Origin of the sequence: Streptomyces sp. NPDC020747 (assembly GCF_044334695.1) — a bacterium.
Taxonomy (GTDB): Bacteria; Actinomycetota; Actinomycetes; order Streptomycetales; family Streptomycetaceae; genus Streptomyces.
The window spans coordinates 200,987-226,883 of the sequence record NZ_JBIRTJ010000003.1; the positions used below are offsets into that span (position 1 = coordinate 200,987).

A 25,897-nucleotide genomic window follows, 5' to 3' on the forward strand; every position below is an offset into this window, starting at 1 on the left:
TCTTGGCCCTGCACACAGCCTTGAGAACGATCATTTCCGGCGTCCACAGATCTTTCGCACAGCCTGTGGATAACTTTTCCGAGGTGTGGATTTCTGTGGACAACCCAGCTCCCAAGTCCCGTTCTTCGCAAGGGAATCGAGTCAACCGACCGAATCCCACCTGCCCCGTTCCAGGGAGCGGCGCCCCTTTCATTGACGTCTATTGAAGCGCCTCACCAATTCCCGCAAAACATGACAGAAGCGACAGAACGGAATACCGGGTCGTGAGTCGGAACCCCGCACCGGTAGCCTTGTGGGGTGATTGACCTTCGCCTGCTTCGTGAGGACCCCGACCGTGTTCGCGCCTCCCAGCGCGCCCGTGGAGAGGACGTCGCCGTTGTCGATGCCCTCCTCTCCGCCGACGAGCGGCGCAGGTCGTCCGGCGTCCGCTTCGACGAGCTACGTTCCGAGCAGAAGGCGCTCGGCAAGCTGATCCCCAAGGCCTCGGCCGACGAGAAGGCCGAGCTGCTGAAGAAGGCCGGCCAGCTCGCCTCCGACGTCAAGGCGGCCGACGCCGAGCAGCACGAGGCGGACGAGGAGACCAAGCGCCTTCTGCTCCAGCTCGGCAACCTCGTGCACCCCGACGTCCCGGTCGGCGGCGAGGAGGACTTCGTCGTCCTGGAGACGCACGGGACCATCCGCGACTTCGGCGCCGAGGGCTTCGAGCCCAAGGACCACCTGGAGCTCGGCGAGGCCCTGGGTGCCATCGACGTCGAGCGCGGCGCCAAGGTGTCCGGCTCGCGCTTCTACTACCTGACGGGTGTCGGCGCGCTCCTGGAACTCGCCCTCGTCAACGCGGCGATCGCGCAGGCGACGGAGGCCGGGTTCATCCCGATGCTGACCCCGGCGCTGGTCCGCCCGCGCGCCATGGAGGGCACCGGTTTCCTCGGCCAGGCCGCGGAGAACGTGTACCACCTGGAGAAGGACGACTACTACCTGGTCGGCACCTCCGAGGTCCCGCTCGCGGCGTACCACATGGACGAGATCCTCGACGCCGACAAGCTGCCCCTGCGCTACGCGGGCTTCTCGCCGTGCTTCCGCCGCGAGGCCGGCACGTACGGCAAGGACACTCGGGGCATCTTCCGCGTGCACCAGTTCGACAAGGTCGAGATGTTCTCGTACGTCAACCCCGAGGACGCCGAGAACGAGCACCAGCGGCTCCTGGAGTGGGAGAAGCAGTGGCTGACCGGGCTTGAGCTGCCCTTCCAGGTCATCGACGTGGCGTCGGCCGACCTGGGCTCGTCCGCCTCGCGCAAGTTCGACTGCGAGGCGTGGATCCCGACCCAGGGCAAGTACCGCGAGCTGACGTCGGCCTCGAACTGCGACGGTTTCCAGGCCCGCCGTCTGTCGGTGCGTATGCGCGACGGCAAGAAGGTGCAGCCGCTCGCGACGCTGAACGGCACGCTCTGCGCCGTACCGCGCACGATCGTCGCGATCCTGGAGAACCACCAGCTGGCCGACGGCTCCGTACGGGTTCCCGAGGTGCTGCGTCCGTATCTGGGCGGCCGTGAGGTGCTGGAGCCGATCTCCAAGTGACCGGCACCACTGGGTCGACGGACTCGACCGCTTCGACCAGGGAGACCGGCGAGACCGGGGCGTTCCCCTACAAGCTCGTCGCCACCGATCTCGACGGAACGTTGCTGCGCTCCGACGACACGGTCTCGGAGCGCACGCGTGAGGCGCTCGCCGCGGCCACCGTGGCGGGTGCCGCGCACCTCGTCGTCACCGGGCGCGCGGTGCCCTGGACTCGCCACATCCTCGACGAACTCGGGTACGAGGGACTCGCGGTGTGCGGTCAGGGCGCGCAGCTGTACGACGCCGGGGCGCACCGCCTGCTCACATCGGTGACCCTCGACCGGCAGGTGGCCGGTCTCGCGCTCGCCAAGATCGAGGCGGAGGTCGGCCCACTGGCCCTCGCCGCGAGCCGTGACGGCGTCGACGGGGACGTCCTGATCGGCCCCGGCTACCGGGTGTTGGGCCAGCTGGAGGCCGTCCCGTTCACCGATGTCTCGGAGCTCTGGGCCGCGCCCCTGACCAAGATGTACATCCAGCATCCCGAACTCACCGACGACGAGCTGGCGGCCGCGGCGCGAGTGGCGGCCGGCGGTCTGGTGAGCGTCGTGATGGCGGGCGAGGGCATCGTCGAGATCCTCCCCCTCGGCCTGTCCAAGGCCACGGGCCTCTCCCTTGCGGCCCGCCGCCTTGGGGTGAAGGCCGCCGACACGATCGCCTTCGGCGACATGCCGAACGACATCCCGATGTTCGCGTGGTCGGCCCACGGCGTGGCAATGGCCAACGCCCATGAGGAACTCAAGGCCGTGGCGGACGAGCTGACGTCGTCGAACGAGGAGGACGGCATCGCGGTGGTCCTGGAGAGGTTGCTGGGCTGACGCCACCGCCCACCCTCTGCGCTGCCGAAGAAGCCGACCGCAGCACGCGATGAGCCCGCCAAGCCGCGACGGTCCCATCCCCGGTCGGACGCCGGTGTGCCGGGCTCGGGTTGCGGCGGCGCGAGGCGGCCCACCAGGACGTACAGCAGTACGGCTCCGACGGTGGCCACCTGTCACGGACGGCAGCGCGCCGGTGACACCGGTCGAGTCGGGCCTGCCGGTCGCGGCGACCGGAAGGCGCGATGGCGGTCGCGGCGACCGGAAGGCGCGAAAGGCGCGGGCGACGAGCGGCGGGGAATCTCGCCGCGAAGCGGCGTCTCGAACTCCGCCGAGTCACAGCGACGGCGTCTCGCGGAGGATGCGTGGATCGAACACGCGCGGGGGGTCAACCCCGACCACGGCTTAGCAAGCCGGTGCCTTACCGCTCGGCCAATCCTCCGGGTGGGCGGCCCGCGCCAATGTGCGCGCTCGAAGCGGCCGCCCCGGGCAGCTCCCCGTGTGGGGCGGACTCGACGGAGGGGTAGCTACTCCGGAGCCAGCCGGCTGCCCTGCTGGGAGCTCGACGAACTGCTACTGACGGGCATCGTCGTGCTCCTCTCCCGGATCGCGGCGCCGGATGAACCCGGCGACTTGGACATAACCACTGTGCCCGTACGCCGAGTTGGACGCCACCGAATAAATCACCGGCCGAGCACTCCCCCTCTTCGGCCGGCAGGCGACCGGGGGAGCTACCGCGGGCCGGGGGCGGGCTACCAGCGGCAGGCGGCCGACGGGCTGAGGGTCGGCTGCCTACTGGGAGACGGCTACCGGCGACGCCACCTGCGGCGCCGTGCCTTGCTGAAGAACCAGCCCGCGGGCGGCTCGTCGGAGCGCCAGGGCTGCGGGTCGGGGCCGCCGTCGCGCCAGCGGGCCGCGAGCATCCGGGCGCGCGCGGACGGCTCGGCCGTGTCGGCGGACCGTATGAAGTCGTCGTCCAGGACGAGCTCGTCCCAGATGTCCTCGGGCGCCCCCTGGCTCTGACCGTCGCCCGGGCCCTGTCCTTCGCTCCTCGGTGCCTGCGCTGCCATCCCCGTTCCTCCTCGCTGTGCATCCCCTTGAGCAAGTGTGCCGTTCCGCGTGTAAAGCCGATCTCAAGATCAAAAGTGGCTCCACGCGCGCGTGGCCCAGGAAAACGGTCACGCGCGCGTGGAGCCGCTCCGACTCCCCGGAGCGGTTACTCCTCGCCGGCCAGCGTCAGCGTCCGCAGCTTCTGTCCGGCGAACCAGGTGGCGGCGACGGTCACCACGACCAGCAGCACCGCCCCGGTGGTCAGCCCGACGTCCGAGGTGACGAGGTCTCCGCCGGACACCTTCTGGGCGACGGCGAGGGACCACTGCTGGACGCTGAGCGTGCGCGCCCCGGAGACCAGCGACCCGAAGAGGGTCTCCCACACGAGGGCGTAGACGAGTCCGAAGACGACCGCGTGCCGCGTGATGGTGCCCAGGAGCAGGAAGAGCGCGGCGTACGCGATGGAGGCGACCAGCGCGGCGACCGTGTAGGCGACGGCGATCTGCTGGCCGTTGCCGTTGAGGATCATGCCCGCGAGGAACGTCGGGATCGCCGAGAACGCCATGGTGACGGCGATGGCGACGATCAGCTTGGTGAAGATGATCGTGGGGCGTTTGACCGGCTTGGCGAGCAGATAGACGACCGAGCCGTCGTCGATCTCGGGGCCGATCGCCCCGGTGCCCGCGATGACGCCGATGAGGGGCACCATCGTGGCGAGCGCGAACCCGCCGAGGACGTCCGATGCCACCTGGTCGTCGGCGCCCGTGAAGGCTCGTACGGCCACGGAGATGACGATCAGCAGGACGGGCAGGGCGCCCAGGATGAGGGCCCGGCGGCGGCCGAGCAGGCCGCGGTAGGTGAGCCGGGCGACTGTGGGGTCGTACATCTTGGCCTCCTACGCCGCGACGAGATACGAGAAGACGGACTCGAGGGACTCGTCGGACGGCGAGACCGTGAGCAGCCGGATGCCGTGGTCACGGGCCACCCGCGGCAGCAGTGCCGTGAAGCGTGGGAAGTCGACCGCCTGGATGCGCAAGGCGCCCTCCTGGAGGTCCACTTCGATGCCGGACGTCGACGGGTCGGCGATGAGCGCGGCCGCGAGGGCACGGTCGTCGCTGGAACGCACCAGGTAGCGGTGCGGGCGGTCGGTCATCAGGCGGCGGATGCGGCGGAAGTCACCGCTCGCCGCGTGCCGTCCGGCGACGATCACCTCGATGTGCGAGGCGAGTTGCTCGACCTCTTCGAGGATGTGGGACGAGAAGAGGACCGTACGGCCCTCGTCGCCCATGCGCCGCAGCAGGTCCATGAGCTGCATGCGCTGGCGCGGGTCCATGCCGTTGAAGGGCTCGTCGAGGAGCAGCAGGGACGGGTTGTGGACGAGCGCCGAGGCCATCTTCACGCGCTGGCGCATGCCCTTGGAGTACGTGGAGATCTTGCGGTCCTGCGCGTACTCCATCTGGACCGTGGAGAGGGCCCGCTGGGCGGCCTTGTCGCCGAGGCCGTGCAACTCGGCGTTGGCGACGACGAATTCGCGGCCCGTGAGGAAGTCGTACATCGCCTCGCGCTCGGGGACGAGGCCGATCTGCTTGTAGATCTGTTCGTTGCGCCAGGTCGCCTGGCCGTCGAGCGTGACGCTGCCCGTGGAGGGGGCCAGGAAGCCGCCCATCATGTTGATGAGGGTGGACTTTCCCGCGCCGTTCGGACCGAGCAGGCCGGTGACGCCGGGGCCGATCGTCATGGTGACGTCGTTGACGGCCACCACGTTGCCGAACCAGCGCGACACGTGGTCGATGGTGAGCGTAGTCACAGTCCGACCTTTCGGTAGCGGCGCATCAGCAGGCCGTAGCAGCCGGCGATGAGTCCCAGGGTGACGAGGAGAAAGACGACACCCGCTGCGGACGAGGGCCCCGCCTCGCCCGGGTACGAGGACGACGCGCCTAGGAAGGCGGTCTGTACGCCGTCGATGAGCGTGATGGGTGAGAACAGGCCGAGCCAGGGGATCGCCGAGGTGCTGTCCTGCGACTGTGCGATGGCCTGGACGGTGGAGACGGCTCCGTAGGAGATGGTCAGTACGGCGATGACGGCGGCGATGCCGAAGCCGCGCCGGGGCGTGGCCGCGGAGATGACCAGGCCGATGCCGGCGAAGAGGAGAGAAAGCAGTGCCACGGAGACGAGCCCTTGTGCGAAACCCTTGGTCTGGTCGGAGAAGTCGAGCTTGGCCAGCAGCGCGCCCACGTACAGCACGAGCAGCGGTGCGGCGGTGAGCATGAAGAGCGCCGAGGCCAGCGCCGCGTACTTGGCGCGGACGTAGTCGGCGGTCTCGATGGGGCGCGAGAAGTACAGCGGAATGGTCTTGAAGCGCAGGTCACGGGAGACGGACTGCGGTCCCTGGGAGGCTACGTAGAGGCCGATGACGGCCTGCATGATGATCGCGTAGCGCGTGTAGTCGACGGGCAGGTCCTTCGCCTTGGTGGCGACGGCGACCGCGACCATGATCAGCGCGGGGACGCACATCACCACGAAGAGCAGCATCGGCAGCACCTTGGACTTCACCGAGCGGCCGAGGCCGTAGGCGCCGCGCAGGGACTGCGAGTAGAGCGAACGGCGGGCGTACGCTCGGCCGAGGCGCGGGCCGTCGTAGTTGCGGTAGCCGATGTTGTGGATCCGGGTCTGCTCGCCCGGGCGGGCCGGGGCCGTGGCCTGGGCCGAGGTCTGTGCCGAGGTCTGTGCCGAGGTCTGTGCCGGGGGCTGCTCAACCGCCATGGCCGACCGCCTCCTTCCGCTGTTCGTCGCCGCCCTGGAGAGCCTGCTCGTCGCTGTCCTCGAAGACCTCCGAGATGTGGTGCCTGCGCTGTTCCATGCGCACCAGACCGAGGCCCAGGTCGGCGACGACGTCCCGGACGACGTCGTACGTCTCCTCGCCCTCCGCCGTGAGCAGGAGGATGTGGCCCGCACCGGGCAGTCCGCTGCCGTCGTGGGTGTCGATCCCGCGCGCGTGGAGCGCGTCGCGCGCCGCGCGGGTGCCGTCCGGGTGCTCGTCGGTGTCGGTGACCTCGATCGCGAGGATCGCGGTGCTCTGCGTGAAGTCCGTGGTGGAGCTGGACCGCAGGAGCTTGCCGCCGTCGACGACCACGACGTGGTCGCAGGTGCGCTCCAGTTCGCCGAGGAGGTGCGAGGTGACCAGGACGGAGATGCCGAAGTCGGTGTGGATACGGCGGATCAGGCCGAGCATCTCGTCACGGCCGACCGGGTCCAGGCCGTTGGTCGGCTCGTCCAGGAAGACCAGCTGCGGGTCGTGGACCAGCGCCTGGGCGAGCTTCACGCGCTGCTTCATGCCCGTCGAGTAACCACCGATGGGTCGGTAGCGCTCCTCGTAGAGGCCGACGTGGCGCAGCGTGTCCGCGGTGCGTTCTCGGGCCGCCGCCGGGGGCAGTCCCGACATGCGCGCCATGTGGACGACGAACTCGGTGGCCGAGACGTCGGGCGGCAGACAGTCGTGCTCGGGCATGTACCCGACGCGCTCACGGATGTCGCCGCCCTTGGTGGCGACATCGAGTCCGAGCACTTCGGCACGGCCCTCGGTGGCGGGGGACAGACCCAGCAGGATCTTGATCAGTGTGGACTTGCCGGCTCCGTTGGCTCCGACGAGTCCGGTCACACCGGGCCCGACGTCCACGGAGAGCCGGTCAAGAGCGGTCACCCTCGGGAACCGCTTGCTCAGGCTTTCGGTCGCGATCACAGTCACAATTCGAAGGTAGTGGCGCAGACCACAATGGTCGTCAACCCTGGGAGCTGTATCGGCGTCACTCTCGGGTATTACGGGCCCGTAGGGGTCCCCCTGAGGTCGAACAACCGGCGGCGGACGGACGGCATTCGCGGAGGGCCCGTCTCGACCCTGTTGTCCACATCGACCGGGTTGTCCACAGGTCGCGTGCACGCCTATTGACGTAGCCTCCGATAATTGTCACATTCATCAGTGTCAAGTTGCGGCGGGTACGGCAGTCGGCTTGGGACGGACGGTGGCATGACCTCGGCAGTGGCTTCACCAGGTACTTCTTCGGGGAAGAGCGGCGGACTCACCGCGGAACTGCGGGGGTTCAGAGAGGTACAGCGGCTCGCGTACGAGTGCGCGGAGGCGGTCGCGGCGCGGCTGAAGCCTGGCGTGACCGAGCGCGAGGCGGCACGGATGCAGCGCGAGTGGCTGTGCGAGCGCGGTGTGCGGGACTGGTTCCATCTGCCCTTCGCCTGGTTCGGGGACCGTACGGCGTTCGTGGACTTCCGGATACCGCTGCAGTTCTTCCCCACCAACCGGCGCCTGGAGGCGGGGATGCCGTTCATCCTCGACATGGCGCCCGTCCACAAGGGCTTCACCGCGGACATCGGTTACTCCGGCTCACTGGGGCCCAACCCGTTGCAGGACAGACTCCTCACCGACCTGGAGGCCCACCGCGAGCTGATCCTGCGCGAGGTGCGCGAGCGGCGCCCGCTGCGCGAGATCTACCAGGACGTGGAACGGCTCATGGTCCGCCAGGGCTACGCGAACCGGCACCGTGCGTATCCCTTCGGGGTGATCGCGCACAAGGTCGACCGGGTCAGGGAGCGGCGCTGGTCACCGAAGCTGTTCGGGTTCGGCACGCAGTCGCTCAAGGGCCTGGCGAGCGACGCGATCCACGGCCACCGTGACGGCTGGTCCCCGCTGTGGTCGCCGTACAGGTTCTCCGACCACCCTCCCCGGCCCGGTCTGTGGGCGGTCGAGCCGCACCTCGGATTCCGGGGTACGGGCGCGAAGTTCGAGGAGATCCTCGTGGTCACCGACTCCGAGGACCCCGAGCAGAGCGCCTTCTGGCTGGACGACGATCTGCCGCACGTGCGGCGCTGGGCGGAGGACAAGTGACGCTTCAGGGTGCGCGCGAGCGCTGGGTGCGTACGGGCGGGGTCGAGCTGTGTGTCGCCGAGCTGGGCGACCCGGCACGGCCCACGGTGATGCTCGTGCACGGTTATCCGGACTCCAAGGAGGTGTGGTCCGAGGTCGCCGCGCGCCTGCCCGGGCACTTCCATGTCGTGCTGTACGACGTGCGTGGCCACGGCAGGTCGTCGGCTCCGCAGCCGCTGCGCGGCGGGTTCACGCTGGAGAAGCTGACGGACGACTTCCTGGCCGTCGCGGACGCGGTCAGCCCGGACCGCCCGGTCCACCTGGTGGGCCACGACTGGGGCTCGGTCCAGGCCTGGGAGTTCACCACGGTCGAGCGCACCGAGGGACGGATCGCCTCCTTCACGTCGATGTCGGGGCCGTCCCTCGACCACTTCGGACACTGGATCAAGAAGCGCGTGTCCCGCCCGACGCCCCGCAGGATCGGCCAACTCCTCGGCCAGGGCGCCAAGTCCTGGTACGTGTACCTGCTGCACACCCCGGTACTGCCCGAACTCGCCTGGCGCGGCCCCCTCGGCAAGCGGTGGCCGAAGATCCTGCGGCGGCTGGAGAAGGTCCCCGGGGGCGACTACCCGACCCCGTCGCTGCCCACGGACGCCGCGCACGGCGCCTGGCTCTACCGGGACAACGTGCGGGCCCGGCTGCGCAGGCCGCGCTCCGACGCGTACGCGCACGCGCCCGTGCAGCTCGTCACGCCGCTGGGGGACGTGTTCCTGTCGGAGAAGCTCTACGACGAGCTGGAGCTGTGGGCCCCGCAGCTGACGCGCCGTACGCTCCCGGCCAAGCACTGGATCCCTCGCACCCGGCCGGACCAACTGGCCGCCTGGATCACCGAGTTCGTGACCGCCACCGAGGGCGGCAGGACCGCACCGGCGGCGACCGGCCCGTACGCCGACCGCTTCGGCGGGCAGTTGGTGCTGGTCACCGGTGCGGGCAGCGGTATCGGGCGGGCCACCGCATTCGCGTTCGCCGAGGCCGGCGCGCGCGTGGTGGCCGTCGACCGGGACGCGGAGAGCGCGGCCCGCACCGCGGAGCTGTCCCGTCTCATCGGCGCCCCTCAGGCCTGGGCCGAGACGGTCGACGTCTCCGACGAGCAGGCGATGGAGAAGCTCGCCGAGAAGGTCGCCGCCGAGTACGGGGTGGTCGACGTCCTGGTGAACAACGCCGGGATCGGGCTGTCCGGCTCGTTCCTCGACACCACCGCCGAGGACTGGCGCAACGTCCTCGACGTCAACCTGTGGGGCGTGATCCACGGCTGCCGGCTCTTCGGGAAGCAGATGGCCGAGCGCGGACAGGGCGGCCACATCGTCAACACCGCGTCGGCGGCCGCGTATCTGCCTTCCAGGACGCTGCCCGCCTACAGCACCTCGAAGGCGGCGGTGCTGATGCTCAGCGAGTGCCTGCGCGCCGAACTGGCGGGGCAGGGCATCGGGGTCTCGGCGATCTGCCCGGGCTTCGTCAACACGAACATCACGTCGACCGCGCGTTTCACGGGGGTCGACGCCGACGAGGAGAAGCGGCGCCAGAAGAAGTCCGCGCGGCTGTACGGGCTGCGCAACTACCCGCCGGAGAAGGTCGCCGAGGCCGTGCTGCGCGCGGTCGTCCGCAACCAGGCCGTGGTTCCCGTGACGGCGGAGGCGCGCGGCGGCCGCCTCATGTCCCGCTTCGCGCCCAGAGCGCTGCGCGCGATTGCGCGGATGGAGCCACCACTGTGACCGATGAAGGCACCACCGCGAGCGACCACTACCCGATCACACCGCGACGGGTGTCCTTCGACTGGGAGGAGACCCCGCTCCACTGGATACCGGACGAGCCGACCGCGACCCACGTCATCAATGTGCTGCATCTGCTGCTGCCGGCGGGGGAGCGGTGGTTCGTGAAGGTCTTCAAGGAGGGTCTCCCGCTGGTCCGCGACCCCGAACTCCTCAAGGACGTCAAGGGGTTCATGGGCCAGGAGGCGACGCACAGCGTGCAGCACTCGTACGTGCTGGACCACCTCGCCGCACAGGACCTCGACACGGCCGCGTACACGAAGCACGTCGACCACCTCTTCCAGAGGATCCTCGGTGAGACCCCACCGCTCGGCGCACCGGTACCGGCGCGGGAGTGGCTGCGCTTCCGGCTCTCGGTGATCGCGGCGATCGAGCAGTTCACGGCCGTCCTGGGCGACTGGGTGCTGGCCGCCGAGGGGCTCGACCGCGCGGGGGCCGACGCGGTCATGCTCGACCTGCTGCGCTGGCACGGCGCGGAGGAGGTGGAGCACCGCGCGGTCGCCTTCGACATGTACCAGCACTGCGGCGGCGAGGGCCTTCCCCGGTACGCGCGCAGAGTCGCCGGCATGGCGGTCACGGCCCCCGTGATGCTGTACATGTTCGCGTGGGGCGCGGCCTACCTCATACGTCACGACCCGCGGCCGGCCGGGCGGCCGCGCTACTCGCTCGGCGCGCACAACCGGGCGGTGCGCAAGGGGCTGTTGCCCACGTGGAAGGAGCTCGGCTCCGCCGTGCCGCGCTACCTGCGGCGCTCGTACCATCCCTCGCAGGAGGGCTCGATGCGCAGGGCGGTCGAGTATCTGGCGCAGTCACCCGCGGCCCGGACCGCGGCGGGGGCGATCGGCAGGGCCGCGATCGGCTGATGCCATCGGTCAGCCGCATCGGGTAGCGCCATCGGGAGCAACGAGGACTCGGGAGGGCAGGGACCGTGGACGACGAGCCGGCCGGCGTCGCGTACCGGATCGAGGACCTGGCACACCACAGCGGTGCCACGGTCCGGACGATCCGTGCCTACCAGGACCGCGGGCTGCTCCCCCGGCCCGAGAGACGCGGCCGCGCCAACGTGTACTCCGACGCCCATCTGGCCCGGCTGCGGCAGATCGCCGACCTCCTGGACCGCGGCTACACACTGGCCTCGATCAAGGAACTCCTGGAGGCCTGGGACGCGGGCCGGGGCCTCGGCGGCGTGCTCGGCCTGGTCGCGGAGGTCGACGGGCCGTGGACGGACGAGGAGGCGGTCCGCATCTCGCGGGCCGAGCTGGACGAGCGGTTCGGCGGCCACCCGGACGACACCGCGGTGGCCGACGCCGTAGAGCTCGGGGTGCTCGAACGCGTTCCGGGCAGCGAGGACACGTTCCTCGTGCCGAGCCCCCAAGAGCTGGCCGTGGCCGCCGAGTTGTACGAGGCGGGGGTCCCACTGTCCGCGATCTCGGGCCATCTGCGGGAGTTGAGGGGTCAGGTCGAGCACATCGCCTCGCGCTTCCTGGAGTTCACCAGCGAGCACGTCTTCGCCCGTTATCTCGGCGAGCACCCGCCGACCGACGCGGACGCCACCGAAGCGGCCGCGCTCGTACGACGGCTGCGGCCACTCGCACGCCAGACGGTGGACGCCGAACTCGCCCGGGCCATGCGGCTGTTCGCCAACCGGCATCTGCGCCGGCACCTCGGCGCGGAGCAGCCCCCGGCGCCTGGGGACGAGATGCGATTCGTGGCCGTACCCGCGGAGACAATAGCCGCTGTGGAGCGGCTGGTCGGCGCGGAGCAGGCGGCCGAGTTCATCGCCGTGGCAGCCGAACGGGAGGTCAGGGCCCGTGCCTTGGACGCACTCGCCGCAAATCATGCTGAGCCCGGGAAAGTTGACGAACCGTCGTAAAATGTCGGCGAGTTGTCCACAGATTCTCCAACTGGCCCTGTGGATAACGCATTTGGCTGTGGATCAAACCTCCGGGTCAAAATCAAATGCGTGACGAGCGTCTCGCCAGGCACTCTGGCGGGATGGACGAAAGACGCACCGTGAAGGTGTCGAAGTACCTCTCGAAACATCTGCGGCATCAGCCCGAGCGGATCGGGCTCACTCTCGACGAGGCCGGCTGGGTCGAGATCGAAACGCTCATGGCCGCGGCTCAGGCGCACGGCTTCCAATTCACCCGGGACGAGCTCGACCACGTGGTCGCGAACAACGACAAGCGGCGCTTCGCGATCGAGGGCTCGCGGATCCGCGCCAGCCAGGGCCACTCCGTCGAGGTCGACCTGGGCTTGGCGGCGGCGACCCCGCCCGCGTACCTCTACCACGGGACCGTCGCCCGCAGCCTGGACGCGATCCGCGCCGAGGGGCTGCGGCCGATGAACCGGCACGACGTGCACCTCTCGCCCGACCGCGAGACCGCGACCCGTGTCGGCGCCCGCCGCGGCCGTCCCGTCGTGCTCTCCGTGGACGCCGCCGCCATGCACCGAGACGGCCACGAGTTCCGGGTGAGCGCCAACGGGGTCTGGCTCACGGCAGCCGTACCCCCGAGCTACCTGCGGTTTCCCGCCCCGCACTGACCGGCCCGGGCCCGTCCCGCGCGGGCTTGCCCGGCCCGTTCCCCTTGGGGTTGCCCGGGCCCGTCCCCGCCCACCGGCCGTTTGGGGTGTGCCCCGCGGCTGCGCTTAGGCTCTGAGGCATGAGTCTGCGCCTGAGCACCGTGATCCTGCCGTACCTCCGCTGGCACGAGGGAGGGCGTTCGGCATGGCAGCGCGCCGAGCAGCTCGGGTTCCACACCGCGTTCACGTACGACCATCTGTCGTGGCGGACGTTCCGCGAGGGGCCCTGGTACGGGGCCGTACCGACGCTCACCGCCGCCGCGGGAGCCACCGACCGGCTGCGCCTCGGCACGCTGGTGACCTCCCCGAACTTCCGGCATCCGGTGACCCTCGCCAAGGAGCTGATCGCGCTCGACGACATCTCCGGTGGCCGGATCACGCTGGGCATCGGCGCGGGCGGCTCCGGCTTCGACGCCACGACGCTGCTGAAGAGCGACGAGGAGCCCTGGACGCCGCGCGAGCGGGCCGACCGCTTCGGCGAGTTCGTACCGCTGCTCGACCGGCTGCTCACCGAGGACTCCGTTTCGTACGACGGCACGTTCTACTCGGCGCGCGAGGCCTACAACATCCCCGGGTGCGTCCAGCGCCCCCGGCTGCCCTTCGCGGTGGCCGCCACCGGGCCGCGCGGACTGAAGCTCGCCGCCGGGCACGGGCAGGCGTGGGTGACGACGGGCGACCCGAAACTGTTCGAGACGGGCACGCCCGAGCAGTCGGTTCAGGCCATTCGCGGACAGGTCGCGAAGCTGGCCACCGCGTGCGAGGCGGTCGGCCGCGACGTGAACGAGCTGGACAAGGTGCTGCTCACCGGCTTCACCCCGGACCGCGCGCGTCCGCTGGAGTCCCTCGACGCGTTCGTCGACTTCGCGGGCCGGCACATGGAGCTCGGTTTCACCGACATCGTGATCCACTGGCCCGTCCCCGACTACCCGGCCTTCGCCGCGGACGAGAAGGTCTTCGAGCACATCGCGATGGAGGCGGCCGGGCAGCTCGGCTGAAGCGTTGTCCGACGCCTGGCTCCGGCTCCTGGCTCTGGGCGCTTCGCTCCGGTGGCGGGCTCCGGCCGCTGGCTCTGGCGGTGGTACGCCGATGGGCCGGCCCCGGCGGACGCTGGTGGGTCGGCTCCGGCGAGCGGACGCTGGTGGGTCGGCGTCGCCGGACAGGTCCTGGAGGCCCGCTACCGCGACTGATGCGGCGGCCGCTTCGGTGGTCCTCCGCAGGCGTCCCTCAAAGAGGCCCCGACTCAGCCCTCGGGTTGACATAACTGCAGGTGAGGGCACGCCTCACTCACCTGTGCGGACCGCCGCACGCCCGTGCGCGCATATGCGGGAGAATGAGGTAGTGACCTCAGCGACCCGACGGCCCGGGAACCCGGCCTCCACTCTCCCGCCCCGCCTGATCGCCACGGATCTCGACGGCACCCTGCTGCGCGACGACAAGTCCGTCTCGCCGAGGACGATCGCCGCCCTGGCCGCCGCCGAGGAGGCCGGCATCGAGGTCTTCTTCGTGACCGGGCGCCCCGCCCGCTGGATGGACGTCGTCAGCGACCACGTCCACGGTCACGGCCTCGCCATCTGCGGCAACGGCGCCGCCGTGGTCGACCTGCACGGCGGCCCCGGCGCCCACCGCTTCGTCAAGGTCCGGGAGCTGGCGCGGGAGAACGCGCTCGACGCCGTACGGCTGCTCCGTGACGCCGCGCCGGGGACCGTGTTCGCCATCGAGCAGACGTACGGCTTCTACCAGGAGCCGGCGTATCCGAAGCTGCACATGGAGACCCCCGACACCCTCGCGCCCGCCGAGAAGCTCCTGGCGCCGGACGCGCCCGGTGCCGACGAGCCCGTGCTCAAGATCCTCGCCTTCCACCACGAGATCGCCCCGGACGACTTCCTCATGACGGCCCGCCTGGCCATCGGCGACCGGGCCGACGTCACCCGCTCCAGCCCGAGCGCGCTCCTGGAGATCAGCGGCCCCGGTGTCTCCAAGGCCAGCACGCTCGCGCTGTGCTGCGCCGAGCGCGGTATCTCGCACGAGGAGGTCGTCGCCTTCGGCGACATGCCCAACGACGTGGAGATGCTCACCTGGGCGGGCACGTCGTACGCGATGGGCAACGCCCACCCGGACGTGATCGCGGCGGCCTCCGGCCGTACGGTCGCCAACAACGAGGACGGGGTGGCCGTCGTGATCGAGCGGATACTCGCGGAACGCCGGTAGACGAGCGGGCACTCGCCGAGCGCCGGTAAGTAAGGGACGGCGTCCTGGCGCCTGCCCCTTACCGCCCCCACCCTCACCCCTTGCCAGCCCTCTCCTGGACCCGATCTACAGCCGAACCCCACGCGTGGCCAGCCACTCCCGCGGATCGACTCCCGATCCCAGCTGAGGCGTCAGGCGTACCTCGAAGTGCAGATGCGGCCCGGTCGAGTTGCCGGTCGTGCCCGACTGGCCGACCCACTGCCCCGCGGTCACCCGCTCTCCCTGCTCCACGGTGACGGCGGCCAGGTGGGCGTACTGGGTGTAGTAGCCCCCCGCGTGTTTCACCACGACCTCGATGCCGAACGCGCCGCCGCACGACACCTTCACCACCCGACCGGCGCCCACCGACCGCACCGGCGTGCCGATGTCCACCGCGAAGTCCTGCCCGGTGTGCCGGCTCGCCCAGCGGTCCCCACCGCTGCCGAAGCCCGAGGAGAGTTCGTACGTCTCCACCGGCGCGACCCACGGCTGCGCGAAGCGCGTTCGCGGCTGGTCGAGCCGGACGGCGCCACGGCACGCGCCGGCGGCGACCGAGGCGTCCGCCTGGCCCTGGAGCGTCCACTGGGCCTCTTCCAGCTTCTTCTCGATCCCCCGCTTGATCTCGGCGAGTTCGCCGTTGCGCCGCTCCAGCACCTGCCAGGCCGACGCCGCCTTCTCCTCGTCGGCGGCGAGCCGTGCCTCGGCCCTGCGGCTCTTGGTGACGGCGTTGTTGACCGCCAGATCCGCCTGCCAGACGGCACGCTGACCGCGCATCAACTCCTCGGGGCTGTCCGCGAGCAGCATCTGCGCAGTGTGCGGGAGCCCGCCGCCGCTGCGGTACTGGGCGCGAGCGATCCGGCCGAGGTCCCCGTGCAGCGCGGCGATGTCCTGCCGCTCGCGCACGAGGAGACGTTCCAGCCGCTGCGCCCGGCCCCGCTGCACCTCGGCAGCCCGGCGCCCCGCCTCGTACTGCTGCGTCGCCAGGGACGCCTCGTCGTACAGCCGCACCACCTCGGCGCTCAGGCCGCCCGAGGTGTCGGCGTCTCCTGAAGCGGACGTGGGCCGGGCCACCAGGACGGCCAGCGCGCACACCAGCACGGGGACGAGCAGAGGATGGCGACGACGTGAGCGCATGACATCGATCGTGTCGCGCTCAACCGGCTCCGGTCCTGTTCAAGTCGTACACCTGGGGGACCGGTTGTCACGGACGGACCACTCCACTGGGCCGAACAGGGGTCTGGCTCAGGGAACTTCGGCGTGCCGCCTTGCCGCGGCTGCCCGGGCCGGCCGACCGCGCCCGGGATCCTTCAGTACGGCGCCTCCCACACCACCGACGCGCCGCCGCTCTCCTCCCCGCCGCCCGGCCCGTACCAACTGTTCCCGCCCAACGACTCCGCCCGTCGCGCCAGGTTCTTGAGCCCGCTGCGCCGCCCCCCTTCGGGAATGCCGACGCCGTCGTCCGTGACGCTCAGCCGTACGCCGGGCCGCCCGTCCGGCAGTCGTACGGTCGCGTCCACGGTGACGTCGATACGGGACGCCCCCGCGTGCCGGAAGGCGTTGGACAGGGCTTCGCGGAGGGCCGCGACGAGGTTCTTGGCCGTGAGTTCGGCGACCGCCGTGTCGACGGGACCGACGAAGTAGTGCGCCGGCCTGAAGCCGAGTGGCACGGCGGCCATGTTGATCTCGCGCAGCACGCGTGTCCGGAGCCCCGTCGGCACCTCGGCCGGTTCCTGCTGGAGCGCGAAGATGGCGGTACGGATCTCCTGGATGGTGACGTCGAGTTCGTCGACCGCCTTGCCCACGCCCTGCCGTACCTCGGGCACCGCGGACCTCCGCTGGGCGCTCTCCAGCATCATTCCGGTGGCGAACAGCCGCTGGATGACGAGATCGTGCAGGTCACGGGCGATCCGGTCGCGGTCCTCGTAGACCGCGAGCCGTTCCCGGTCTCGCTGCGCCTCCGCCATCATCAGCGCCAGAGCGGCTTGTGAGGCGAACCGCGTCGCCAGGTTGCGTTCGGTCTCCGAGAACGGCCGCGTGCCCTCCGCGCGCGCCATGACGAGGGTTCCCAGGACGCGTCCGCCGCTCTGGAGGGGCAGGAGCATCGTCGGCCCGTAGCCGCGGGCGAGGTCACTGAGCATGCGCGGGTCGGTTGCCGCGTCCTCGACGAACACGGCTTCTCCCGCGAGGAGTTCACCGATGACCTCGTTCTCGGCCGGCACGACCAGCCCCAGCGCCTTCGACGGTCGTTCTGAGGCCACGGCGACGATCTCCAGACCACCCTCGGCCGCGGGCAGCAGTACGAGTCCGGCGGCCGAGTCGGAGAGCCGGCGGGCCTGTTCCGCGACCACCTGGAGGGCTTCGTCGGCGTCTCCTCCGGACAGGAGCGCGGTCGTGACGGCCACGGATCCGTCGATCCAGCGCTCGCGCTGCTCGGCGGCCTCGTGCAGACGCGCGTTCCCGATGGCGATGCCCGCCTCCCCGGCGAGCACACGCACCATGTCGAGGTCGTGGTCGTCGAACGGCTCCCCGTCGCTCTTCTCGGCCAGGTAGAGGTTGCCGAGGATCTCCCCCTGCGCACGGATGGGCACCCCCAGGAAGCCGCGCATCCGCGGATGGTGCTCCGGGAACCCGCACGACCGGGGATCCTCCGTCGGCTCCGCGAGCCGCACGGCTCCGGGCTCGCGGAGGAGCTCCCCCAGCAGCCCCTGGTGTCCGTCCGGCAGCCGCCCGATCAGCCGGGCAGTCGCCCCGTCGACCCCCTGGTACACGAACTGGGCCAGCCCGTTCCCGTCCTCCGCCGCCACGCCGATCGCCGCGTACCGCGCGCCCGCCAGCTCCGCCGCGGTCCCGCAGATCCGCTCCAGCGCGGACCGCAGTTCAAGCCCACTCCCCACCGACCTCATCGCTTCCAGCAACTGCGGCACGTCGTCAGGATTCGGGGCACCATTGGGGCTCGAGACGACTGGCATACAGAGAGCCTAATTAGTCCCTTTTGCGAAGGAAAGCCGAGCCTTCCTCACAGAGCGCGCAGCAGCCCGGCTTTCTTGGGGCGCGGGGCTGTGAAATTTGCGGCTCCGCCGCTATGGGGGTCCTCCCGCTCGAGCGAAGCCGAGAGTGGGGAGCGACCAGCCCCCACAACCCGTAGCCGACCCACCACCGCACCAACCCTCACCGCACACCAACCAACCGCTCCGTCCGGCTCTCCCGCTCGAACATGTCCCGCAACGCCCCCTCCCCACGCACCAACTCCCCGTACGCCCCCCGCTGCACCACACACCCACCGTCCAGCACGATCACCTCGTCGACCGCCTCAAGACCCGCCAGCCGATGCGTGATCAACAACGTCGTACGCCCCTCGGTCGCGGCCAGCAGGTCAGCGGTGAGCGCATCGGCGGTCGCCAGATCGAGATGCTCCGCGGGCTCGTCGAGAACGAGCACGGGAAAGTCCGCGAGCAACGCCCGCGCCAGAGCGAGCCGCTGCCGCTGCCCCCCGGACAACCGCGCCCCGTGCTCCCCGATCAACGTGTCCAGGCCATCGGGCAGCCCGTCGACCCAGTCGAGCAACCGGACCCGCCCCAGCACGTCCCGCAGCCCGGATTCGGTGGCGCCCTTCCGAGCGAGCAGCAGGTTCTCCCGTACCGAACTGTCGAAGAGATGGGCGTCCTGAGCACACAGTCCGACCAACCGCCGTACGTCGTCTCCGTCCATGCCGTACGCGTCGACACCGCCCAGCGTGTACGTCCCCGCGTCCGCGTCCAGGAACCGCAGCAACACCTGGGCGAGGGTCGTCTTGCCCGCACCGGATGTCCCCACGACGGCGGTCCGGCGTCCGCGTTCGAGCGTCAGGTCCACCCCGGCGAGGGCATCCCGCTCCTGTCCGGCGTGACGGGTGACCAGGCCCTTCACCACGACGGGGAACGGCGACCCGGGCGCCGCCAGCAGCCGCTCCGGTTCGCGTACGGGCTCGGGCGCGTCCAGCACCTCGTACACGCGCTCCGCGCTCTTGCGCACCCGTTGGCGGTACTGGACCGCGAGCGGCAGCCCCAGGACAGCCTCGAAGGCGGCGAGCGGGGTGAGGACGACGACGGCCATCGCCACCCCGCTGAGTCGCCCGTCGAGGACCGCCTGGGCGCCGACGAGGGAGGTGGCCGCGACGGTGAGTCCGGAGACCAGCGCGATGAGCCCGTCACCGAGTGCGGTGGCGGTGGCGGCGCGTGAGGCGATACGGGTCAACTCGCCGTCGGCACGGCGTACCTCGGCGGTACGCGCGGGCAGCGCGCCCGCGACCGTCAACTCGGCCGTCCCCGTGAGGAGATCGGCCACCCTGGTCGCCAGTACCCCGCGTGCCGGGGCCAGCCGCCGCTCCGCACGGCGTGCGACGGCACCGGTCACCAGCGGGACGCCCACGCCGGCGGCCAGCAGCCCGAGCGCGAGGGCGGCCCCCGCCTCCGGCAGCAGCCAGGCGGTGAACCCGACGGAGCCGGCGGACACGACGGCCGCGGCCGCGGCGGGCAGCAGCCAGCGCAGCCAGTAGTCCTGCAACGCGTCGACGTCGGCGACGAGCCGCGAGAGCAGATCACCGCGGCGAGCGGTACGCAGTCCGGCGGGCGCGAGCCGTTCGAGGCGCTGGTACACGGCGACCCGGGTGTCGGTGAGCATCCTCAGCACCGCGTCGTGCGACACGAGCCGCTCGGCGTACCGGAAGACGGCCCGCCCGATCCCGAACGCCCGCGTGGCCGTCACGGCGACCATCAGATAGAGCACGGGCGGCTGCTGGGAGGCCCTGGAGATCAGCCAGCCGGAGGTGGCCATGAGACCGACGGCACTGCCGAGCGCCAGACTGCCGAGCAGGAGGGCAAGCACCAGGCGCCCGCGCCGAGGCCCGGCCATGGCGCGCACACGCGCCAGTACGCCTTCTCGCCCCTCCTGTTCCCGCCCCTCCGGGAGCAGAGTCGCCTCTGCCTCACCACCCGCGGGCACAGCGGCCACCACGTCGGCCCGAAGCTCCTTGTCGCCGCCGGAACCCGCGGAACCGTCCACCGCGACCGGCGCCTCCGGCTCCAGTCGCACCACCCGGTCCGCCACGTCCAGCAGCGCCGGCCGGTGGACGACGAGCAGCACGGTCCGCCCCACCGCCAGGCGCCTGACCGCCTCCACGACCTCGGCCTCGGTCGCCCCGTCGAGCGACGCCGTCGGCTCGTCGAGCAGCAGCACCGGCCGGTCCGCGAGGAACGCCCGTGCCAGAGCGAGCCGTTGACGCTGCCCGGCGGACAGCCCGGCACCCTCTTCACCCAGCACCGTCCGCACGCCGTCGGGCAGCGCGTCCACGAATTCGAGAGCCCCGGCATCAGACAGCGCCCGTCGCACCGCGGAGTCGTCGGCGTCCGGCCGCGCCAGCCGTACGTTCTCGGCGACGGACCCGGCATACAGATGGGGCCTCTGCGGCACCCACGCGATCTGTGAACGCCACTCCTCCAGCGAGGTCTCGGTGAGTTCGGCTCCCCCGACACGCACCCGCCCCGACGTGGGCTCCACGAATCCCAACAGCACGTTCAGAAGCGTCGACTTGCCCACTCCGCTGGGCCCGACGAGTGCCACCGTCTCCCCGGGCTCGACCTCGAACGACACGTCCGACACCGCGTCGGAGGCCCGCCCGGGGTACCGGACCGTCACCCCTTCGAAGCGCACCCCTCCGGAGGACGGCACCGCGCCGGTCCCGGACGTCGGCTCCGGTGTTTCCAGGACCGAGAAGATCTCCTCGGCGGCGGACAGCCCCTCCGCCGCCGCGTGGTACTGAGCCCCCACCTGCCGCAGTGGCAGATAGGCCTCGGGCGCGAGGATCAGGACGACCAGACCGTCGTACAACGCCATCTCGCCGTGGACGAGCCGCATTCCGATGGTCACCGCTACCAGGGCGACCGAGATCGTGGCGAGCAGTTCCAGCGCGAAGGACGAGATGAAGGCGATCCGCAGGGTCCGCATGGTCGCCTGCCGGTACTCCCCGGTGATCCGGCGGATCGAGTCGGCCTGCGCCTTGGCCCGACCGAACACCTTGAGTGTGGGCAGTCCCGCGACCACGTCCAGGAAGTGGCCCGAGAGCCGTGACAGCAATCGCCACTGACGGTCCATCTGCGACTGGGTGACCCAGCCGATGAGCATCATGAAGATCGGGATGAGCGGCAGGGTGCCGACGATGATCGCCGCGGACACCCAGTCCTCGGTGACGATCCGCGCAAGCACCGCCACCGGCACGACCACCGCGAGCCCCAACTGCGGTAGATAGCGCGAGAAGTAATCGTCCAGCGCGTCGACCCCGCGGGTGGCGAGCGCGACCAGTGAACCGGTCCGCTGTCCGCTCAGCCAGCCCGGCCCGAGCGCACCCGCACGCTCAAGCAACCGCCTCCGCAGCTCCGACTTGACCGCCGCGCTCGCCCTGTGTGCGGCGAGTTCGGTGAGCCAGGAGACACACGCCCTACCGACCGCGACCGCCGCCAACAGCAGGAGCGGCGTGCGCAGTTCGGCAACCGACAGTTCGTGCTGGAAGGCACCGACCACCACTTCGGCGATGAGCATCGCCTGGGCGATGACCAGCACCGCCCCCACAACTCCCAGGCCGACAACCGCGATCAGGAACAGGCGGGTGGCTCGGGCGTATCGCAGCAGTCGCGGGTCGATCGGTTTCACGTGAAACACACCCTTGGGTCAAGCAGGCATGTTTCACGTGAAACACACCCTCTTCTCATTGGGCCTGTTTCACGTGAAACAGGCCCATGGATTCATCGGCGCTAGTGCGCGGCCTCGGCGATGTGCTGCGTACCGATCCGCTTGCGGAACACCCAGTACGTCCAGCCCTGGTAGAGCATCACCACGGGCGTCGCGATGACCGCACACCAGGTCATGATCTTCAGCGTGTACGGGCTCGACGAGGCGTTGGTGACCGTCAGGCTCCACTCGTCATTGAGCGAGGACGGCATGACGTTCGGGAATAGCGACAGGAAGAGCATCGCGACGGCGGCGACGATGGTGAGGCCCGACAGCGCGAACGCCCAGCCCTCGCGCCCCCTCTGGTTCGCCCCGATCGCCGCGACCAGGGCGACGACGGACACGACCAACGCGACCAGGCTCTTGCCGTCACCGTTGTCGGCCTGGGTCCAGAGCAGGAAGGCCAGCGCGAGCACAGCCGTCACCAGACCGAGCCCGAGCGCCAGCTTCCTGGCCCGCTCGCGAATGTCGCCGAGGGTCTTGAGCGCCGCGAACACCGCCCCGTGGAAGGTGAACAGCGACAGCGTCACCAGGCCGCCCAGGATGGCGTACGGGTTGAACAGGTCCCAGAGGTTGCCCACGTACTCGAAGTCCTGGTCGATCTTCACGCCCCGGACGATGTTGCCGAAGGCCACGCCCCAGAGGAACGCCGGGAGCAGCGAGGTCCAGAAGATCGCGTTCTCCCAGTTGCGCTGCCACTGTTCCTCGGGCCGCTTCGCCCGGTACTCGAAGGCGACGCCGCGCACGATCAGGCAGACCAGGATGAGCAGCAGCGGCAGATAGAAGCCGGAGAAGAGCGTGGCGTACCACTCGGGGAAGGCGGCGAAGGTCGCGCCGCCCGCCGAGAGCAGCCACACCTCGTTGCCGTCCCAGACCGGCCCGATGGTGTTGATCAGCACCCGCTTCTCGGTCCGGTTCCGGGCGAGCAGCTTGGTGAGGACGCCGATCCCGAAGTCGAAGCCCTCCAGGAAGAAGTAGCCGGTCCACAGGACGGCGATGAGGACGAACCAGACGTCGTGAAGTTCCATGACTCAGCAGCTCCCTGGGCCTAGTACGAGAAGGCCATCGGCTTGTCGGCGTCCTTGGGATCGCCGCCGATCTTCGTGGGCGGATTGAGGTCGGCCTCCGTGAGCTCGGGCGGACCGGCCTTGACGTACTTCACGAGCAGCTTGACCTCGATGACGGCGAGGATCGCGTAGAGCGTCGTGAAGACGATCATCGAGGTGAGGATCTCGCCCTGGGAGACGCCGGGCGAGACCGCGTCGCGGGTCTGGAGCACGCCGTAGACGACCCACGGCTGACGGCCCATCTCGGTGAAGATCCAGCCCCACGAGTTGGCGATCAGCGGGAATCCCAGGGTCAGGATCGCGATGCGCCAGTACCACTTGGTGAGCGTCGGGCCGAGAGCCTTGTTCTTGAAGAGCACCACGTGCGGCACTTCGTCGTCACCGACCCGCAGATGCTGCCCGAGCATGAACTTCTTCCTGGTCAGCCAGAGTCCGGCCAGACCGATGGCGAAGGACGTCATACCGAAGCCGATCATCCAGCGGAATCCCCAGTAGGCGACGGGGATGTTGGGTCGGTAGTCCCCGGGCCCGAACCTCTCCTGCTCGGCCTTGTTCACGTCGTTGATGCCGGGCACGTACGAGGTGAAGTCGTCCTTGGCCAGGAAGGACAGGAGTCCGGGGATCTCTATGGCGACCTTGTTGTGGCCGGCCTCGACGTCCCCGTAGGCGAAGACGGAGAAGGGAGCCGGGGCTTCGCCGTCCCACAGCGCCTCGGCCGCGGCCATCTTCATCGGCTGCTGCTCGTACATGATCTTGCCGAGGGTGTCGCCGCTGAGCGCGGTGAGCATGCCGCCGACGACGACGGTGACCAGGCCGAGCCGCAGCGAGGTCTTCATCACGGGGATGTGCTTCTTGCGGACCAGGTGGAAGGCGGCGATGCCGGCCATGAAGGCGCCACCCGTGAGGAAGGCCGCGGAGAGGGTGTGGAAGGCCTGGGCGAGCGCGGTGTTCTGGGTCAGGACCAGCCAGAAGTCGGTGAGTTCGGCTCGGCCCTTCTGCTCGTTGATCCGGTAGCCGACGGGGTGCTGCATCCACGAGTTGGCCGCGAGGATGAAGTACGCCGACAGGATCGTGCCGATCGAGACCATCCAGATGCAGGCGAGGTGGATCTTCTTGGGCAGCTTGTCCCAGCCGAAGATCCACAGGCCGATGAAGGTGGACTCGAAGAAGAAGGCGATCAGCGCTTCGAAGGCGAGGGGAGCACCGAAGACGTCACCGACGAAGCGCGAGTAGTCGGACCAGTTCATGCCGAACTGGAACTCCTGCACGATGCCCGTGACGACGCCCATCGCGATATTGATCAGGAAGAGCTTGCCCCAGAACTTGGTGGCCTTGAGGTACTTCTCGTTCTCCGTCCGCACCCAGGCGGTCTGCAGGCCGGCGGTGAGCGCGGCGAGCGAGATCGTGAGCGGCACGAAGAGGAAGTGGTAGACGGTGGTGATGCCGAACTGCCATCGCGCCAGCGTCTCCGGCGCCAAAGCCATTTCCACGTCGTCATCTCCTTACATCGCCGAAGCATCGGCGTCAGTTTGTCCCGTTTGTCGCAGACATCACGGGATCAACTGGACACGCTTGTGAACGCGTTCACATTCACAAGCAATTATGACGCATGACAGTTCGAGGGTTGACACGAGGGGGGTGCCGGATCGGTCACACCGGCCGACGGCACCCCCGCCAACAAGCTCCGGCACCCCACCAACCGGCTAGAGCTCCTTGCGGAACGCCTCGGTCGTCCTGAGGAAGATGTCGTTCGCCTCGGTCTCGCCCACCGTGACCCGGACCCCTTCGCCGGCGAACGGCCGCACGACGACCCCGGCCTGCTCGCACGCGGCCGCGAAGTCGAGCGTGCGCTCACCGAGCCGCAGCCACACGAAGTTCGCCTGCGTCTCGGGCACCGTCCAGCCCTGGCCACGCAGCGTCTCGACCACACGGGCGCGCTCGGACACCAGCGAACCCACCCGGCCGAGCAACTCGTCCTCGGCCCGCAGCGAGGCGACCGCCGCGTCCTGCGCGAGCTGGCTCACACCGAAGGGCACGGCCGTCTTGCGCAGCGCCGCCGCCACCGGCTCATGGGCGATCGCGAAGCCGACCCGCAGCCCGGCCAGTCCGTACGCCTTGGAGAACGTCCGCAGCACGCACACGTTCGGCCGCTCGCGGTAGATCTCCACGCCGTCCGGCACCTCGGAATCGCGGATGAACTCCCGGTACGCCTCGTCGAGGACCACCAGGACATCGCTAGGCACCCGGTCGAGGAACCGTTCCAGCTCGGCCCGGCGCACCACCGTGCCCGTGGGGTTGTTGGGGTTGCAGACGAAAATCAGCCGCGTCCGCTCGGTGATCGCGTCCGCCATCGCGTCGAGGTCGTGCACGTCCCCCGGCGTCAGCGGCACCTTCACCGACGTCGCCCCGCTGATCTGGGTGATGATCGGATACGCCTCGAAGGACCGCCAGGCGTAGATCACCTCGTCGCCCGGCCCCGAGGTCGCTTGCAGCAACTGCTGGGCGACGCCGACCGAACCGGTGCCGGTGGCCAGATGCGTGAGCGGCACACCGAAGCGGTCCGCCAGCTCGTTCATCAGCCCCGTGCACGCCATGTCGGGGTAGCGGTTGAAGGCACCGGCCGCCGAGACCACGCTCTCCATCACACCGGGCAGCGGCGGGTAGGGATTCTCGTTGGAGGACAGCTTGTACGCCACCGGACCGTCCGCGGCCGCGGCGCCCGCGGCGGCAGCCGCTGATGAACCACGCCCCGGCTTGTAGGTGGGGATACCCTCCAGCTCGGCACGCAGCTTCGGGCTCGTCTCGCTCACCGCACTCCTCCTCGTGACCGTCTCCGGCTCATGACCACCACCGGCTACCAATGCTCCTCACCTTAAGAGGCTTCGGCTCGGCTGCGTACGGCCCGGGGCCGACCGCATCGACGGCGCCCGGCAGCCACGTACGCACTCCCGGGCATCACCGCCCGAAGGCGTACGAAAGAGGGGGCGCACTGCCCACCGGAGCACGCGCCGGTGGCTCGCGCCGTGGCGCGCATCCCTCGTGAAGGTGAGTTGAGACCTCTTCGAGACATGGCCCATTTGG

20 protein-coding genes and 1 tRNA gene are annotated in these 25,897 nt (G+C 70.0%); 9 read left to right on the forward strand and 12 right to left on the reverse strand.

From position 1 onward, the window contains the following. The first annotated feature begins 297 nt into the window (after positions 1–297). Positions 298–1,575, forward strand: coding sequence for a serine--tRNA ligase (gene serS / locus ACH4YP_RS10065; RefSeq protein ID WP_361052101.1), 1,278 nt, complete (start codon positions 298–300; stop codon positions 1,573–1,575). Beyond that, entirely contained in the window at positions 1,572–2,429 is an 858-nt protein-coding gene (locus tag ACH4YP_RS10070; protein WP_361052104.1) for an HAD family hydrolase, read from the forward strand. Before serS ends, ACH4YP_RS10070 begins: the two co-directional genes overlap by 4 nt. A 352-nt stretch (positions 2,430–2,781) precedes the next feature. Here ACH4YP_RS10070 and ACH4YP_RS10075 read toward each other — a convergent pair. From ACH4YP_RS10075 to ACH4YP_RS10100, 6 genes are all read right to left on the reverse strand, one after another. Beyond that, a tRNA-Ser gene (locus tag ACH4YP_RS10075) sits at positions 2,782–2,868 on the reverse strand. Between the two features lie 364 nt (positions 2,869–3,232). After that, entirely contained in the window at positions 3,233–3,496 is a 264-nt protein-coding gene (locus tag ACH4YP_RS10080) for a hypothetical protein (protein ID WP_398490192.1), read from the reverse strand. Positions 3,497–3,642: 146 nt separating this feature from the next. Further along, positions 3,643–4,362, reverse strand: a complete 720-nt coding sequence (locus tag ACH4YP_RS10085; protein WP_361052110.1) for an ABC transporter permease — start codon at positions 4,360–4,362, stop codon at positions 3,643–3,645. A 9-nt stretch (positions 4,363–4,371) separates the two neighbouring features. Next, positions 4,372–5,283, reverse strand: a complete 912-nt coding sequence (locus tag ACH4YP_RS10090) for an ABC transporter ATP-binding protein (RefSeq protein WP_398490193.1) — start codon at positions 5,281–5,283, stop codon at positions 4,372–4,374. Then, positions 5,280–6,239: an ABC transporter permease subunit gene (locus ACH4YP_RS10095; RefSeq protein ID WP_361052116.1), complete on the reverse strand. Its 960-nt coding sequence runs from the start codon at positions 6,237–6,239 to the stop codon at positions 5,280–5,282. The genes ACH4YP_RS10090 and ACH4YP_RS10095 overlap by 4 nt, the downstream gene beginning before the upstream one ends. Continuing rightward, positions 6,229–7,215 (reverse strand): ABC transporter ATP-binding protein, encoded by a 987-nt coding sequence (locus ACH4YP_RS10100; RefSeq protein WP_398490194.1) that lies wholly within the window; start codon positions 7,213–7,215, stop codon positions 6,229–6,231. The genes ACH4YP_RS10095 and ACH4YP_RS10100 overlap by 11 nt, the downstream gene beginning before the upstream one ends. A gap of 285 nt (positions 7,216–7,500) precedes the next feature. Between ACH4YP_RS10100 and ACH4YP_RS10105 the strand changes: the two genes are divergently transcribed. The 7 genes from ACH4YP_RS10105 to ACH4YP_RS10135 all read left to right on the forward strand — a co-directional run bounded on the left by ACH4YP_RS10105 (position 7,501) and on the right by ACH4YP_RS10135 (position 14,969). Next, a complete protein-coding gene (locus ACH4YP_RS10105; protein ID WP_398490195.1) occupies positions 7,501–8,370 on the forward strand; it encodes a M24 family metallopeptidase in 870 nt (289 codons plus the stop codon). Beyond that, entirely contained in the window at positions 8,367–10,121 is a 1,755-nt protein-coding gene (locus tag ACH4YP_RS10110; protein WP_398490196.1) for an SDR family oxidoreductase, read from the forward strand. Before ACH4YP_RS10105 ends, ACH4YP_RS10110 begins: the two co-directional genes overlap by 4 nt. Beyond that, positions 10,118–11,041 carry a metal-dependent hydrolase gene (locus ACH4YP_RS10115; protein WP_398490197.1) on the forward strand — a complete coding sequence of 308 codons (924 nt, stop codon included), beginning with the start codon at positions 10,118–10,120 and terminating at the stop codon, positions 11,039–11,041. The genes ACH4YP_RS10110 and ACH4YP_RS10115 overlap by 4 nt, the downstream gene beginning before the upstream one ends. Before the next feature lie 65 nt (positions 11,042–11,106). Further along, positions 11,107–12,051, forward strand: a complete 945-nt coding sequence (locus tag ACH4YP_RS10120; protein ID WP_398490198.1) for a MerR family transcriptional regulator — start codon at positions 11,107–11,109, stop codon at positions 12,049–12,051. A 122-nt stretch (positions 12,052–12,173) separates the two neighbouring features. Then, positions 12,174–12,722 (forward strand): RNA 2'-phosphotransferase, encoded by a 549-nt coding sequence (locus tag ACH4YP_RS10125; RefSeq protein WP_361052135.1) that lies wholly within the window; start codon positions 12,174–12,176, stop codon positions 12,720–12,722. Positions 12,723–12,841: 119 nt separating this feature from the next. Next, on the forward strand, positions 12,842–13,756 hold the full coding sequence (locus ACH4YP_RS10130; protein WP_398490199.1) for an LLM class flavin-dependent oxidoreductase: 915 nt from the start codon (positions 12,842–12,844) through the stop codon (positions 13,754–13,756). A 325-nt stretch (positions 13,757–14,081) separates the two neighbouring features. Continuing rightward, on the forward strand, positions 14,082–14,969 hold the full coding sequence (locus tag ACH4YP_RS10135) for a Cof-type HAD-IIB family hydrolase (RefSeq protein ID WP_361052141.1): 888 nt from the start codon (positions 14,082–14,084) through the stop codon (positions 14,967–14,969). A 105-nt stretch (positions 14,970–15,074) separates the two neighbouring features. Here ACH4YP_RS10135 and ACH4YP_RS10140 read toward each other — a convergent pair whose 3' ends face one another. The 6 genes from ACH4YP_RS10140 to hisC all read right to left on the reverse strand — a co-directional run bounded on the left by ACH4YP_RS10140 (position 15,075) and on the right by hisC (position 25,626). Continuing rightward, the gene (locus ACH4YP_RS10140; protein ID WP_398490200.1) at positions 15,075–16,121 is read right to left on the reverse strand and encodes a M23 family metallopeptidase; all 1,047 of its coding nucleotides are present in this window, start codon (positions 16,119–16,121) and stop codon (positions 15,075–15,077) included. A 173-nt stretch (positions 16,122–16,294) separates the two neighbouring features. Further along, positions 16,295–17,956 (reverse strand): GAF domain-containing protein, encoded by a 1,662-nt coding sequence (locus tag ACH4YP_RS10145; RefSeq protein ID WP_398490201.1) that lies wholly within the window; start codon positions 17,954–17,956, stop codon positions 16,295–16,297. 199 nt (positions 17,957–18,155) lie between these two features. After that, positions 18,156–21,671, reverse strand: coding sequence for a thiol reductant ABC exporter subunit CydD (gene cydD / locus ACH4YP_RS10150; RefSeq protein WP_398490202.1), 3,516 nt, complete (start codon positions 21,669–21,671; stop codon positions 18,156–18,158). Positions 21,672–21,772: 101 nt separating this feature from the next. Next, complete coding sequence (gene cydB / locus ACH4YP_RS10155; RefSeq protein WP_361052153.1) at positions 21,773–22,777, reverse strand: cytochrome d ubiquinol oxidase subunit II; 1,005 nt, start codon at positions 22,775–22,777, stop codon at positions 21,773–21,775. 20 nt (positions 22,778–22,797) lie between these two features. Continuing rightward, positions 22,798–24,306 (reverse strand): cytochrome ubiquinol oxidase subunit I, encoded by a 1,509-nt coding sequence (locus ACH4YP_RS10160; RefSeq protein WP_361052156.1) that lies wholly within the window; start codon positions 24,304–24,306, stop codon positions 22,798–22,800. 213 nt (positions 24,307–24,519) lie between these two features. Then, the gene (hisC, locus tag ACH4YP_RS10165; protein ID WP_361052159.1) at positions 24,520–25,626 is read right to left on the reverse strand and encodes a histidinol-phosphate transaminase; all 1,107 of its coding nucleotides are present in this window, start codon (positions 25,624–25,626) and stop codon (positions 24,520–24,522) included. Positions 25,627–25,897: the final 271 nt, after the last annotated feature.